This window comes from Ornithinibacillus sp. 4-3, from assembly GCF_040958695.1.
GTDB lineage: Bacteria > Bacillota > Bacilli > Bacillales > Amphibacillaceae > CALAMD01.
Genome location: NZ_CP162599.1, coordinates 385,175 through 400,795 on the forward strand (window position 1 = coordinate 385,175; position 15,621 = coordinate 400,795).

Here is a 15,621-nt window from a genome sequence, read left to right on the forward strand (position 1 = left end):
TGTTTCTAAGAATATATTAGGTCAAGATTATTGAATAATTGCTATTTCTCTATCATAATAAAAAGAAAAGGAGGGATCGGATGGCAGAGTTTTATTTTAAGTCTAATGGTAAATTTATTGTTCAAGTTGAGAACGGTAATGTAAAAATTGCAAGAAAAGGAATACAAAACTTCCTTAATCAAGGTTCTAAAGGAGAGAAAAGTACCGATTAAATCACTTACAGCGATCCAACTAAAAGAACCAAGATTAACAACTGGTTTCCTTCAATTTGCATATAGCGGTTCTAATGAAAGTAAGGGGGGAGTTGTCAGTGCAGTAAAAGATGAGAATACCATTTTATTTACTAAAAAAGAGTTAAATCAAGCGAAAGAATTAAAAGCCTTGATTGAAAAATTACAAAATGAAAGTAAAGTTCCTAATATCTCTCAAACGAGCGCAGCTGATGAATTGAAGAAATTTAAAGTATTACTTGATGAAGGTATTGTTAACGAGGAAGAATTTCAAGTGAAGAAAAAGCAATTATTAGGAATTTGATAGAGGCATCTTTTAAAACTAGTTTTTCTTCTTAGTTTTATGTCAGAATATTCAACCAACTGATTGTGCGGTTAGATTAAAAAGAAATATAAAGGTAGTTGAACTCTTATTTTCCATTTAGCAGAATTACAAATTAGTAAACATTCATGTATGAAAAAAGCAATGGTGGATTTTAACAGAAAAAAGGACTTTCTTTTTGTATGTCGAATTACCATGATAGAGAAGGGAGAAGGTCAGATTGATTTCTAAGTTTGAAAGTATACTTTTAGATACTGGAGTCATTCGTAATATGGACACTGGAATCATGGTCTATGAATCAAATGGAAGAGAAATTAAGGTAAACTATCTAATATTAGAGTATAGTGATACAAAAGAAGTTTACTTATATAAATTTGATGATACTAATCCACCTTATCATGATGTTTTGGCTAAAGGAATGTCTGAATGTCTAGAAATCGCTAGAGAGTTAGCAATTTTAGATTTAAATAAACAAATAAAGAATTATCATTAAAAATATTTATAGATATAACGCTCGTATGGGCGTTATTCTTATGTGTAATTTTACTTGCATAGCATTGCTGAAATTCCTATCTCTATAAGTGATAGATAAGTGCGACTAAAATTCACCTAATACAATTCGCCTAATTCGCAGTTTTTATATCGGAAAAGTATGTTATACTAAAAATAGTAATGATGTATATAACATATGAGATTAACTAAAATAAAGAGTAAACAAATGCATTTACTTAAAAAGCTAGAAGTATGAAATCCATTAGTAGAAAACCTTAAATAAAATCAAGCTTATTTTTAATAATGTTAATCAATAGCTAAGCATACATAGATTAAACAACTGGGAGGAGAACAAAATAATGAAAAATAGATGGATAGGTAATTTAATGATAGTAATAATCCTAGGATCATTACTTGCAGCATGCAGTACAGACTCAAAGGAGCCAGCAAATGAGCAGGATGCTCTAGAGGCAGAGAATGAAACTGGTGGAGATTTAAATATTGCTGTTACTGCCCAACCGCCTACACTGGATACACATTTAACGACAGCAACGATTGCATTACAAATAGGGAGAAATATATTTGAAACACTTGTAACCCAAAATGAAACATATGAGGCTGTTCCTATGCTAGCAGAATCAATAGAGAATAGTGAAGATGGTTTAACATATACATTTAATTTAAGGCAAGATGTCAAATTTCATAATGGAAAAGAAATGACTTCTGAGGATGTTGTTGCATCTATGAATAGATGGTTAGAGCAATCATCGCGAGCAAAAATGTTATTAAGCGGGGCTGTATTTGAAGCTGAAGATTCTTATACAGTCATCTTGACACTAGAAAATCGCGCTTCTGATGTTTTGGATATTATGGCTGGGCAAGGCCAATTTCCAGCAATTATGCCGAAAGAAGTGATTGAATCTGCAAGCGAAGACGGAATCAATGAATATATTGGCACAGGACCATTTCAATTTGAGGAATGGAGACAAGATCAATATATTCATTTAGTAAAATATGAAGATTATCAGTCTGTAGATGGGGAGCCAAGTGGTTTGGCTGGGAAAAAGGAAGTACTAGTAGATAATCTGTATTATCAGATTGTAACGGATTCTTCCACTCGCATAGCTGGTTTGCAGACAGGAGAATATGATGTTGCAGAAGCAATTGCACCTGATAATTATGAACAGTTAAAATCGATGTCTAATGTAGATATTCATCTCTATCTTTCTGGATCAAATACTATGTTTTACAACAAAAAAGAAGGAATTATGACAGATAGAAAAATGAGGCAAGCCATTAATGCAATATTGGATATGGATGAAATTATGTTGGCTAGTTTTGCGAATGAGGACCTATACGTAATGGATCCTGGATATATGAGTCCTGACCAAACAAATTGGTCTAGTGATGCCGGAAGTGAATCGTTTAATCAAAAGGATCTGGAAAAAGGTAAGAAACTATTAGAGGAAGCTAATTATAATGGGGAAGAAATTAGATTAGTTTCAACTCGTGACTATGATTATAATTATAACGCTGCTATCGTTGTGAAAGAACAGTTAGAACAGGCTGGAGTAAATGTGAATTTAGAAGTGTACGACTGGACATCATTGCTTGAGCATATAGCAGATCCAGAAAATTGGGATATCCGATTTGTTGGAATCGGTTATGTCACAACACCATCGCAATTATTGCCTTTAAGTGCTAGTAATCCAGGGTGGCCAGACGATGAGAAGGTAACAGCATTGCTTGATGAGATTAGAGGCTCAGCTACACAAGCGGATGCAGAAAATTTATGGGATGAGCTACAAGCATATTTATGGAATGACTATGTACCAATTAGTTTATTTGGACATTACAGTGCAATTATTGGAGCAGTAGATAATCTAGAAGGATTTAAGACATTTCAGGGGTCTATTCCTTGGAATACGAAAGTTATAGAATAAGAAGATATGTATAAGTAATGAGTGTAGAAGGGAAGAGCCTGCCACAATGACAAACATTGATGGTAGGCTCTATTGAATTTTATTTTTTTAGATAAACGGCTATTTCCAAAAATGTCATTGAACGAACTTACCATTTTTTATTACTTGATTTCTATTCTTTAGGGTGTGTAGGTTTTCTAATGGATTTTCATTGAGAATTAATAAATCTGCTTTTTGTCCATTAGTTATAGTACCGCGATCTTTCAAACCTAGGCATTCAGCTGCAATTTTTGTAGAAGACTTGATTACTTCCATTGGAGTCATACCAGCATCCTCCATGATGGTTAATTCATCAAAGTAATATTCAGGCGGGGTTACGGGAGAACCACAATCAGTACCTGTTGCTATTTTTACGCCAATTTTTATTGCCATTTCTAACATTTTTTGATGGGGCTCCACTACAGCTTCGGCTTTTTCACGAAGCCATTTAGGTACTGCTTCACTAGTTGCCAGTCTTTGCATAACAATGATGGTAGGCACTAGAAAAATGCCTTTTTCTTTCATCAAATAAAGAGCCTGTTCATCAGCATAGATTCCATGTTCGATTGTATCAATACCAATGTCAATACAGTTCATTATCCCTTCAAGCCCTTGAGCATGTGCAGCGATCATTTTGTTCTTCTTATGGGCTTCTTCTTTTGCAGCACTTAATTCTTCTACCGTTAATTGTGAAGAACCAGGTGTTTCACCATGTGTTGCTATACCACCAGTGGCCATTACTTTAACGAAGTCTGCACCATCCTTTAATACTTTTCTTGTGGCTTTTCGCACCTCAGCTGATCCATCCGCCTCAATGCCTAAATAGTGGACATGCCCACCAGTCATGCATACGGCAGGACCTGAAGCAAGAATTGTAGGGCCAACGAGTACATTATCATTTATTGCATCTCTTAAATTTATTATCGTGCGACCGGGTGACGCTAAGTCTCGAACGGTTGTTATGCCTAGTCTTAAAGTATCTAAGGCACTTTTATAAGCGTGTAAAGTAACCATTTCATCATCAGATGCCATTATCATGGATTGAGGGTCCTTTCCACCATCACAGACTAGATGGACATGACAATCAATTAAACCAGGAATCACATATTTTCCAGTACAATTTAAAATCAGATCATCATCACGGACGTTTTCTAAATTCCCTACTGTAACATTTTCTATTTCATCATCTTTAATAAAGATATGAGCATTACGTATCGGATTGTTTTGAATGCCATCGATTATATTACAATTTTTTATAACCGTCCTCATTTTGGTATCATTCCTTTCAAAATGCTCAAGACACAAAATCGTAATGAAAGTAATTCCTTTTATATCCAAAATTGCTATAATATAGTTGGATAAGTAGATATACTACAAAGCACGCTAGGGATAAGAGGTCCAATTCTATTGCCCGCGTTTTAAGTTGTGTTGGTTTGTTATTTTCAATTACAGATAATTGTGCCGCCTGAGCATGTGAACAATTTTTGTTTATTATCTGGCAAAAAAATCAATGTCTGCTTTATCCGTTTATAAACTTAGGTAGGGTTCAGTCATCGGATATTCGGTTTGTTTTCTGTATTATTTTTTCAGTCAGATTATTTTCAATTTGCTCTATTTCTGATTGGGGGATTAGAAATAAGTGAGCTGTTGAAACAATGAGAAAGTATCTTGAATTACTCGCTGATAGAAACGTTCCAAAGTACAGGTCTGTTATTAAATTGAATATTTTTCACTTTTGTGTGTGCAGCGTTCCTAAGTTTATAATCTCCTACTTTTACAACTGGCATATAATCCCAAAACCATGTTTGTAAATCATCGTATGCTTCTTGTGCCGCTTCTCTAGATGTTTGACTTCTAAATTCGCTGATAATTTCTTTGAGTTCAGGGCTATTTGTCCAACCTGGATAATCTTCTAATAGGTATAAGTTTGAGCTTGGTTCAGGAACAACAATGTCACCTATTACAAACATATCATAAGCATTTTCATCCCTATGTTTTTCTAATGCAGTTGGCCAATCATATACTTCTAATTTTATATTCATGCCGATCTTTTCCAGCTGATCCTGAATGACTACGCCTGTATTGTAATGTATCTCGAAATCTCGATCGACTACAAAGACAATTTCTTCGCCGTTATAATCTGTTTCGCTTAAAAGCTGCTTTGCCTTTTCTAGATCATTTTGATTGTAGTTCTCTTTTCCAATATCGCTGTACCATTGTTTGCTTAAATGGGACATCATCATCGTATGGTCAAGTGTATAATCTTCTGGATTTGAAAAGGTTGCTGCTAATATATCATCCATATTTAATGCTGTGGCTACTGCCTTACGAGCATTTACATCTTGGAAAAGCCCTTCTTTTTTATTGAAATAAACGTTAAGTGATGCTGCAGAATAAGGAGTCACCTGAATATCTGGATCACTTTCAAGCTGATCATCACCTGCATATGGAAGTTGCCAAACCATATCATACTCACCAGACATCATCCCAGCTAATCGAGTCTGTGAATCAGGAACAAATTGAAAATATATATCATCGAGAAGGGCTTCCTTTTTACCTGCTAGACCATCTGCAGGTTCACTCCGGGCTTGATAGTCATCAAATCGAGTAAGATGGATATGTTGATCACGTTTCCACTCGTTGAATTGATATGGGCCTGTTCCAATAATCTCTTCAACACCAGTCTCACCAGCACCCTCGATCACTTCTTTTGGCATGATAGCTGCATAACCAGCTCCTGAAGAAGCAAGTCTATCAAATGCAACTGACAATGGCTCTGGTAATTTTAACACTACCGTATAATCATCTGCCGCTTCAAAGGTAGCTTCCGTAAATTGTCCACCAGATCCAACTTCATCTTTCCATCTATTCATTGATGCAACAACGTCTTCAGAAGTCATTTCCTTTCCATTATGAAACAGAACTCCCTTTCTTAAGTGAAAAGTAATTGTTTTACCGTCGTCGCTCTGCTCATAAGATTCAGCTAACATCGGCTCTGGACTATATTCGGAATCAAGTGTTAATAAGGTTTCAAAGATAAGTCCCATCGTCGGGTCTATGGTAGCACCTGCTCCACTTATGTGTGGATCAAGAGAAGGGGGCTGACTTGCATACGCAATTTTCAATTCTCCACCTTGATTTGTCACTTCTTCTTTTTCATTGTCATTTTCAGTTGTTTCTGTTGTTTTACCGCTACAACCAAAGAGCGTAATCAATAACAAAGAGATAACCAAAAAAACTACAATTTTTAAACTGTTCAACATCGTAACCTCCTTATTTTAAATAATAAGTTGATAAGGTTAGTCCACATGAAGGATGGGTCCCCAAGAATTATGCAGGTACCATTTTATAATGTAGTTAACTCATCATGACATGAATGATCTAGTGTTAATGGTTTCTTACTTGCTAGTAATTACTTTACGTTTTTTACATTCCAAATGAGGGGGCCATCTAAATAATTTAATCCCTCCACATCTTTAGAAGTTACAACTAAAGTTGTTTGATCACCAATTTTTATAATTGGAACACTTTCATAAAGCTCGGTTTGAAGTTCATCAAAGTATTGCTTTGATTCTTCAGGAGAAGTAGAATTTCTTATTTGGTCAAGTAATGAATCAATGGTAGGGTTGTTTGTCCAACCATCCCAATCGTTTTTTGAATCTAGAAATATAAATTGTGTTGGGTCTGTAAACGGTGCAAAGGTTGTAAGAAAACCTTCGTATGCTGACGGATCTGCTCTTCGTTCTCTAAGAGTAGGTGAATCATATACTTCTAATTCTACTTTCATTCCTACCTTTTCTAGTTGCTCTTGAATAATTACAGCTGCTTTATAACTATACTCAACATCGCGAGTCACAATCAGTCTAATTGGTTCACCGTTATAATCTGTTTCTTCTAATATTTCGCGAGCCTTTTCAGGGTTATTCTGGTTATATGATTCTTTTCCAGATTCACTGTACCAATCTTTTTGTTCAGGTCTCATTAAACCATGATCTAATCTAAAAAATCCCTCATCTCCAAAAACCCCATACATAATTTCTTCCATGTTTAATGCAGCAAGTGCTGCCTGTCGCATTTTTACATCAGATAAAGGGCCTTCTTTTTTATTTAAAACCAAGCCGATAAATGCATCATTGAAAGTTAAAGGAATCATGCTTTCATCTGTATTAAACTTTTCATAATCATCAAAAGGCATATCTACAGCTACATCATATTCTCCGGATTGAATACCAGCTACTCGAGTAGATGGGTCCGTTATCATCATAAAATATAGGTCGTTCACTAAAGCTTCTTTTTTACCTGATAATCCATCACTTGTATCCGAAAGGGCCTGATAGTCATCAAATTTTGTAAGTTTAATATATTGATCCTGTTTCCATTCTTCAAATTGGAAAGGGCCAGTTCCTACATATTCTTCTACACCTTCTTCTGTAGCAGCATCAATAATTTCCTTAGGCATAATAGACGGGGCCTGGGAGGTACCTGCTAACACGGACAAAGCAATTCCCGAAGGCTTCTCTAACTTAAGTAACACGGTATAATCATCTTGTGCTTCGAAAACAGAGTTACTAATTGCAGTTTTTGCTCCAAGAGATAGTTCTTTCCATCTATTCATGGATGCCACTACATCTTCCGCTTTCATTTCTTCGCCATTGTGGAACTTTACTCCTTGTCTAAGATGGAATGTTATCGTTTTTCCATCTTCACTTACATCGTATGATTCTGCTAACATTGGCTTAATTTGATAATTAGAGTCAATCGTCAAAAGTGTTTCAAACATTTGCCTACTAATATCTCTAGTTTGATAGGCCGTTGTAATATGCGTATCAAGTGTTGGGGGCTGTGCATTAAAAGCCACCCTAAGTTCGCTATTTGTTTCTTCTTTCGTGTCTTTATCGCCTTCATTTGTCTCGCTATTACATCCAATTAATGTAACGGCAATTAATACAATCAGTGCTTTGAAGAGCATATTTTTAATGTTCAATAGATTCAACCCCTATTCATTGAATTAAAAAGGTAAACCTTATTTCTAGTTAGTAAAAAAAGAAAAGCTAGTCCGTATAGGAGTGAGAAACTTTTATGATAGCGCTTACTTTTTGTGCGCTTTTTAATCAGTCCTTTATGAGACTTAGCTTTGTAATGTTTCCCTTATCTGGATACATTTCTCCGATATAAATATCCCCTGCTGAGTCAACTGCTAATCCATGACCATATGTTCCAAAAGTACGGCATCTGCCAAGTAATTCTCCATCAGCATTCAATAGATTTAGTGTTGGAGTTTGATCTGTCACGTAAATTAAGCCGCTTTTGTCTTCATCAATAGCCATTGGATGGAAAAAGTTGTTAATTTCCTTGATATATTTCCCATCTTGGTCAAAAATTTGTATCCGATTGTTTTCTCGATCTGAAACAAGCACACGATCTTGCTGATCAATAAGTACAGCATGTGGGGTAGAAAATTCACTTTTACCGTTTCCTGGTTCTCCCCATGATTTAATTAATTCTCCATTAGCGTCGAGATGATGAACTCTTGTGTTCCCATAGCCATCTGAAATGAAATATTCTCCTTGTGAATTCATGAAAACATCTGTTGGATGACTGAAGGGCATACCTAGTGAACCAGGTTTGTGTGAGGTTCCTATAATATTTAAGATTTCACCACTATCGTTATACTCGATAATTCTATGATTATCTCTATCGACAACCAAGATTTTATTATCTGATGTAACGCTAAAATAATGGCCATCAATTACTGTTTCGTCATACCATTTATCAATTAATTCACCTTCTGATGAAAATACCAGCATAAATGGATTACTACGTAATAGAGCATAAACTCTATCCTTATTATCAACCGCCACGGAAGAAATATCTTTTAGAGAGATATCCTCCGGGATTTTGGCCCAATTCTTTTCTACTTTATATTTTCTGTCACCTAAACCGAATACCAACAACAGAATTCCTCCCTTGAAGTACCTTTATTAAATAGAACAAGTAATTTTTAAAGCTTTCTTTTAAATCTTAACTAGCTTAGTAATTTTCTCAGTCTTCTTATTGGAAAGATAAACATTCCCATCCCTATCAACTGTTAATCCATGACCATTACTTAGACATCTACCAATTAATTTTCCATCAGGATGAAACATACTTAAGCTCGGTACTCGATCAGTTACATAAATAAATCCATAATTATCTTCATAAATAGCTGTTGGAAAATACAGGTTGTTTATTTCTTCAAGATAAATTCCTTCTTGATTAAATATTTGAATCCGATTATTTTCCCGATCTGACACGAGTACTCGACCTCGTTTATCTACTAAAATAGCGTGAGGTGTTGAGAATTCTCCTTGGTCGCTACCTAGTTTTCCCCATGATTTAATCAATTGTCCTGCAGAGTCAAAATGATGCACACAAGCATTGCCATAACCATCTGAAACGAAATATTCACCATTGGAGTTCATAGCAATATCAGTGGGATGATTAAATGGTTTACCCAGATCACCAGGAGCATTTTCTCTTCCTATTATTTGAATGATTTCACCTTTATCAGTAAATTCAATAATTCTATGATTATCCCGATCGACTACAAAGGCATGGTTGTCTTCACTTATTGTTAGATAATGACCATCAACTACAGTATGATCAGACCATTTGTCGATTAATTCACCGTCTGATGAAAATACCAGCATAAATGGATCACTACGTAACAGTGCAAAGACTCTGCCTTGTTGATCAACTGATACGGCAGAGATATTTTTTAGGGAAATGTCATCAGGTAACTTCGCCCAATTCCATTGTACTTCGTATTGATTTTCACCCAAACCAGAAAATAGCATTTACAACATCTCCATTTCAAAAATTAGATTCTATTATTCGATTGATTTGGGTAATATCGAAATATTGTAGGAATGTTTAATAGAACGTTGTAGAACAGGGTCTCTTAATTCATATTCATAACTTTCTGCAAAAGCTAATGTATTACTCTCTGTGTTTATAGTTGCAGAGTAGAAGACATTCCCATCTTCAGTAACATTTAATTGTGCAAAAAGCTCTTTCCATTCTTCTGGCTTCATCAAATCTGCACATGTTCCTTTTTGATAGAGTTCCTTCTTATCACCAGATTTCACCCAACAAATAAGCTCCAGCTGTTCCCAATGATTTTTAACCTCTTCATATCTCCAAGCATCTTTTGCAATAAAATTCGGATAAGCTTGCTTTGACATTGGAACACTAAATGTTTCCAACTCACGATCCGTGTGATCACTGCCGACTGTCACATATAAATCACCATTATGCCAAATCAGTACATATTCAATTTCTCCACTTGTTTTCTTATGCTGTACCTGTATTTCCGAGTCTGTCGTTACTAAATGGTTAGATACTGGAAAAAGAATCGGAGTTGTTTCTGGTGTAGGAACACCAAGTTTTGCTAACTCATCGATGTGCTCTTGTACTTTTTCTTGGTCACTTCCTGCATATCCCGCATTAAAGACATGGTTTATATTTACATCAATTGTTTTATCTGCGCCTTGTACATTTAGACTAATTTTATTTTCCAATTTATTCACACTCCGGTAATTTTTAATATAATTCTGGTACTCTACTAGAAAAAATCGGTACATCATTTCGAATCTTGGAAACGCTATCAATTTTAATATCTGCAATAAGTGTCTCTTCTGTATCCTCACTTCCCGTCTTCAACGGACTTCCCCATGGATCAATAATCATGGATGTTCCTGCAAATTCTTCATTATTATAAGTGCCTACTATATTAGAAGAAACAACATACATTTGATTTTCAATAGCTCTGGCTATCTGTAGGTTCTTCCAATGTTCTTTTCTTGTATTAGGCCATTCAGCTACGATGTGCAGTACCTTTGCTCCATCTAAAGCTAATTTCCTTGCTAATTCAGGAAATCTTAAATCATAGCAGATAATGACTCCCATTTTCACCCCCTCTAATTCAAATGTTTTAACCTTTTCTTTGCCACCAGCAAGATATTTATGTTCATCAAGCATTGGTACAAGGTGTATTTTGTCATATTGATAGACAATATTGCCCTGACGATCGACTACTAGACTAGTATTATAAATAGAATCGTCTTTTTTATTTGCTATAGAGCCACCAATGATATTTACTTGATATGTTTTTGCAAGATCTTTCAAAAAGGTAGTAGTCGGCTCTCCATTAACATCGGCAATATCTTTTAATTCAGGCAATGCAAAAGCAGTTGTCCACATCTCAGGCAATACAAGCACATCTGGTTTCTCATCTTGAACAACCTTATCAACCCATTTTAAACTGGCACCCATGTCAAGGACACAATAAAAAAAGAGACTAAGCAGTTAGAAGATGATTCCTATATTGAATAGGGGTCATCTTTTTTAAGTTCCATTGATACCTATAGTTGTTATAGTAAACCATGTAATGATTTATTTTCGCCTTTAGTTCTTTTAATGTTTTACAAGATTGATAGTCAACTTCATCTTTTAGATGACCAAAGAAAGACTCTTGAGGTGCATTGTCCCAACAGTTTCCTCTTCTAGACATAGATTGGCCTAGACCATATTTTTTTAATAATTTTTGATATCTTGGACTCGTGTAATGGCTTCCTTGGTCCGAGTGGATAAAGGCATCTTTGTGTAAAGTAACTTTTTTGTTATTAACTAATTTATGGATCGTCTGAGTTGCGATGTCTAAAGTGATGCGATCTGAAACATGGTAAGCTAGGATTTCGTTAGTGGACGCATCTTTTACGGTCGACAAATAAGCCATACAATTACCGTTATATGGCAAATAAGTAATGTCCGTTAATAACACTTTTCCAGGTACTCCTTGCTTAAATTCTCTGTTTAACTTGTTTGAAACGACCTGATGCTCCTTGGTTGCTTTCGCAATTTTTTTATAAGGATTCGCCCTTCTATGAGGACAGACAATTCCATATTTATTCATGATTCTTTGAATCTTTTTACGACTAAAGATAATGTTATAGTCATTCTCCAGTATCATTTTAATGGAACGTGACCCTTTCTTATACCCCCGTCGATTAAATGCCTTTAGTATGATTTTTTTCGCTTCTAAGTCCAATTTTTCTCTTGCTTCTCGTCTTTCAGCTGCCTCTAGATAGCTATAATAGCCTGAACGCGAAACCTCTAAAAGGTCACAAAAATACTTTGTCATTCGCTTAAATTGATTTTGTTCAATGGTCTCATAAATCAACTGATATATTCTACTCGGTTCTAGACTTTCGCTTGCGTTTAGCAGCCTCCTTTCTGTCACTTCTAGCTTTTTTAATAGTTCTACTTGTCCCTCCAGAAGCTTAATTCTTGCCTCTTGTCTTTCCATCACTTCGGATGGTGTAAGTTCCCGTTTTAATGGTCTGCCCGAACCCGTTTTCCTTGAATCTGTAAGACCGATTAACCCATTCCTTTCATAGGCTTTCTTCCACCTGTGAGCTGATTGTTCAATTCGCTTTATCCCAATAACGTCCACATCGAAGCCATTTTCATCAAAAATTTGTCGAGGGAGTTTGCCAGCTAGGTACTCCTCCATAAATTTATTTTTAAAAGCGTCGGTATATGTAATGGACCGTTCGCTAACACGTTGTACATTTGGATTCTTTTGTAGTGTTATTATCTCTTTAGTTGAGAATGTTATTTTACTCATAATTGTCCCCAATCCACATATCTTGAAATTTAAGTATATAAAAAAATACCTATAGATTAAACACTCTTTTTCAAGTGCCCTATCTATAGGTACCATATTAATTTTTTACTTTTTCTTTGTTTTCCTGGGGATTTTTAGCAACTAAGTTCATTTGATAAACGGCATATTTCAATATAATCCCTCCATTTTCTCACCGATTCTTTTATAAGATTCCATGGTGTTTTGAAGATGTGTTAGCATGCTATTTTTTGCATTTTCAACATCTCCTTTTTCTATTGCTGCAATAATGGTTTCGTGCTCCTTGATTACCCGATCCATTCTGCCATCTTCTCTAATTGCTTGGTGACCAATCACGACAGTCAAGTCATGAAGCTCTTTATAAAATTCTCCTATTAGCTCATAATTCGTATGTTGGAGAATGCTATTATGAAATTTTTGATCAAATTGAATAAATAATTTTTTGCTATTTTGATCAATAGCTTCTTTTTGCTTCAGCACTATTTCCTTTAAATTATTTATTTGATCATTAGTAACTGTCTTCATGAATTTTTCTAAAACGATGCTTTCAACGGCTTCACGTAATAAAAAGATTTCATCAATCTCTGATTCAGAGAACTTTCTTATGATGACTCCTTTTCTCGGAACTGAAACGAGTAATCGTTCATAAACCAATCCCTGAATAGCCTCTCTTACAGGAGTTCTTGAAACACCCAAAACTTCCGCAAATTCCTCTTCCGTATAGTATTGGTAAGAATTTAATTCATTAGAGAGGATTGCAGACTTAAGCCGTTTATAGGTCATTTCATATACTGTTTCCTTCTTAATCGTATTTCCAATATTTATTTTCCTTTCAATGATTAACGCCTCCTTGAATTAATAAAAAAACACCGTATACATATACTGTATACATTCAATGTATACAGTATATAATATTCTGAAAAAATGCAAACAATTTTTTATTTTATCTACTATCAGTCATCAAGCTTTGTTGAAGATTAGTAGATAAAGTAATTGGGGGGTGGTTGTGTGGAAGTTCAATTTATCCGTTTTATTTCATGGTTTTTAGCATTCCCCTCATACTCTATATTGTAATAATTCTGGGAGGGCAAACAGCTATTTTAAATGAGTAATATTAACAGCACTAAAGCAGTATAAATAGATATAACAAGTGAAAAATCTAGTTCTTACTGAAAATCCTAAAGGACTACGATTGCTATGAAGGAGGGAGTCTTTTCATAAAAAGAGAATTGCAGAAACGGATAGATTTAGTTATTTCATTTTCGACAGACTAATAAACTTTCGATGTTATCGATAAATATGGAGGGATGGATATTAAAAATATAAAAGCTCCATTATTGATTGTTTTGTTAATGATGTTCTTTATTATCATCGGGTGTAGCAAAAAAACAGAAGAAACCATTACAGAAGAAAATGAAAAAGAGGATGAAGTAACGGAGGAAACAAAAGAAGATACAACAACATCTGAAAATTCCGTATTAAATATTGCTATAGATACAACACCGCCTACACTTGACCAACCAATCAGCACATCGGCATCTACCCGAGATGTTTCTAGATTAATATACGAAAGTCTTGTAACAACGGATGCAGATTTTAAACCAATCCCAATGTTAGCAGAATCTATTGATATTAGTGATGATAACAAAGTCTATACCTTTCATTTAAGAAAAGGCATCAAATTTCATAATGGAGAAGAAATGATTGCCGAAGACGTGATTGCTTCTATGAAGCGCTGGGAAGAAAAAACGGCTTTATCAGGAGAAATATTCAATGGAGCAACATGGGAAGAACAGGATGAATATACGGTTGTATTAACATTAACAAATGCTTCCCCACTTACACTAGATACCATCGCTACCTCAAAGCATGCCCCAGCTATAATGCCGAAAGAAATTGTGGAATCAGCTCCAGCAGAAGGGGTTAACGAATATATTGGGACTGGTCCTTATAAACTGACGGAATGGAAAGAAGACCAGTATATTCATTTTACGAAGAATGAGGATTATTTGACTTTAGAAACAGAAACTAACGGGTTAGGTGGGAAAAAGGAAGCTTTGATAGAAGATATATATTTTCGCCTTGTACCAGATAGTTCTACTCGATTAGCTGGCATATTATCAGGAGAATATGATTTTGCATATGGAATACCCCAAGATAATTATGATCAATTGATCAATTCAGATAGTGTAGAGCCAGTTCTTGTTCCAGGGTCGAATACAATTATTAAATTTAATAATGTAGAAGGAATTGTTTCAGATTTTGAATTTCGAGAAATCATCAATACAGCTTTAGATTATGAACAGATTATGATGGCAGCTTTCGCCAGTGAAGAATTTTATGAGCTTGATTCTGGTTATATGCATAAGGATGTGACAGCATGGGCTAGTCAAGCAGGAAGTGAGTACCATAACATTAATGATCCAGAAAAGGCGAAACAGATGTTAGAGGATTATGGCTATAACGGAGAAGAAGTTGTTATCATGACCACTCGAGATTTCCAATGGATGTACAATATTGGTGTTGCTGTTGATGAACAATTGAAAAGACTAGGTATTCAGTCGAGACTAGATGTTTATGATTATCCAACCTTTAGTGATACTGCAAATAAAACTGATTTATGGGATATCGAAATACAAGGTGCCACTATGGTAAGTACACCACCACAATTAATTACATTAAGCACAACCTGGTCAGGAGGTGTAAACGACCCTCATATTCCAGAAAGTTTAAAAGCGATGGAAACTGCTTCTGACCTAGAAGATGCTTATCAAATATGGGATGAACTGCAACAATACGTATGGGAAGAGCATCTGCCTATCATTAACTTAGGGCATAGTTACGCATTATATGGAATAAACAAAAAGGTGCAGGGGATTGAAATGTCTACTGTCGGACCTGTGCTGTGGAATGCGACAGTAAGTGAATAAA

Annotated in this window: 13 protein-coding genes; 4 read left to right on the forward strand and 9 right to left on the reverse strand. The window is 35.2% G+C overall.

All coding sequences use genetic code 11. The features are described 5' to 3' along the window. Nucleotides 1–147: 147 nt before the first annotated feature. The 3 genes from AB4Y30_RS02010 (at nt 148) to AB4Y30_RS02020 (ending at nt 2,987) form a co-directional block, all read left to right on the forward strand. Nucleotides 148–534, forward strand: a complete 387-nt coding sequence (locus tag AB4Y30_RS02010) for a DUF4429 domain-containing protein (RefSeq protein ID WP_368653848.1) — start codon at nt 148–150, stop codon at nt 532–534. Between the two features lie 238 nt (nt 535–772). Next, nucleotides 773–1,045, forward strand: a complete 273-nt coding sequence (locus tag AB4Y30_RS02015) for a hypothetical protein (RefSeq protein ID WP_368653849.1) — start codon at nt 773–775, stop codon at nt 1,043–1,045. A 358-nt stretch (nt 1,046–1,403) separates the two neighbouring features. Continuing rightward, nucleotides 1,404–2,987 carry an ABC transporter substrate-binding protein gene (locus AB4Y30_RS02020; RefSeq protein WP_368653850.1) on the forward strand — a complete coding sequence of 528 codons (1,584 nt, stop codon included), beginning with the start codon at nt 1,404–1,406 and terminating at the stop codon, nt 2,985–2,987. A 114-nt stretch (nt 2,988–3,101) separates the two neighbouring features. Here the strand turns inward: AB4Y30_RS02020 and AB4Y30_RS02025 are convergent, their stop codons facing one another. The 9 genes from AB4Y30_RS02025 to AB4Y30_RS02065 form a co-directional block, all read right to left on the reverse strand. Beyond that, a complete protein-coding gene (locus AB4Y30_RS02025) occupies nt 3,102–4,274 on the reverse strand; it encodes an amidohydrolase family protein (RefSeq protein ID WP_368653851.1) in 1,173 nt (390 codons plus the stop codon). A gap of 404 nt (nt 4,275–4,678) precedes the next feature. Continuing rightward, nucleotides 4,679–6,265 (reverse strand): ABC transporter substrate-binding protein, encoded by a 1,587-nt coding sequence (locus AB4Y30_RS02030; protein ID WP_368653852.1) that lies wholly within the window; start codon nt 6,263–6,265, stop codon nt 4,679–4,681. 152 nt (nt 6,266–6,417) lie between these two features. After that, nucleotides 6,418–7,989, reverse strand: coding sequence for an ABC transporter substrate-binding protein (locus AB4Y30_RS02035; protein ID WP_368653853.1), 1,572 nt, complete (start codon nt 7,987–7,989; stop codon nt 6,418–6,420). A 127-nt stretch (nt 7,990–8,116) separates the two neighbouring features. Further along, nucleotides 8,117–8,959 carry a peptidyl-alpha-hydroxyglycine alpha-amidating lyase family protein gene (locus tag AB4Y30_RS02040; RefSeq protein WP_368653854.1) on the reverse strand — a complete coding sequence of 281 codons (843 nt, stop codon included), beginning with the start codon at nt 8,957–8,959 and terminating at the stop codon, nt 8,117–8,119. Nucleotides 8,960–9,019: 60 nt separating this feature from the next. Beyond that, the gene (locus AB4Y30_RS02045; RefSeq protein ID WP_368653855.1) at nt 9,020–9,841 is read right to left on the reverse strand and encodes a 6-bladed beta-propeller; all 822 of its coding nucleotides are present in this window, start codon (nt 9,839–9,841) and stop codon (nt 9,020–9,022) included. A gap of 33 nt (nt 9,842–9,874) precedes the next feature. Further along, entirely contained in the window at nt 9,875–10,573 is a 699-nt protein-coding gene (locus AB4Y30_RS02050) for a DUF2848 family protein (protein WP_368653856.1), read from the reverse strand. A gap of 13 nt (nt 10,574–10,586) precedes the next feature. Continuing rightward, nucleotides 10,587–11,318, reverse strand: a complete 732-nt coding sequence (locus AB4Y30_RS02055; protein ID WP_368653857.1) for a carbon-nitrogen family hydrolase — start codon at nt 11,316–11,318, stop codon at nt 10,587–10,589. Between the two features lie 25 nt (nt 11,319–11,343). Next, the gene (locus AB4Y30_RS02060; RefSeq protein WP_368652467.1) at nt 11,344–12,672 is read right to left on the reverse strand and encodes an IS3 family transposase; all 1,329 of its coding nucleotides are present in this window, start codon (nt 12,670–12,672) and stop codon (nt 11,344–11,346) included. Between the two features lie 168 nt (nt 12,673–12,840). After that, nucleotides 12,841–13,473, reverse strand: a complete 633-nt coding sequence (locus AB4Y30_RS02065) for a GntR family transcriptional regulator (RefSeq protein WP_368653858.1) — start codon at nt 13,471–13,473, stop codon at nt 12,841–12,843. 524 nt (nt 13,474–13,997) lie between these two features. Here AB4Y30_RS02065 and AB4Y30_RS02070 point away from each other — a divergent pair. Then, nucleotides 13,998–15,620: an ABC transporter substrate-binding protein gene (locus tag AB4Y30_RS02070; protein ID WP_368653859.1), complete on the forward strand. Its 1,623-nt coding sequence runs from the start codon at nt 13,998–14,000 to the stop codon at nt 15,618–15,620. Nucleotide 15,621 lies beyond the last annotated feature (1 nt).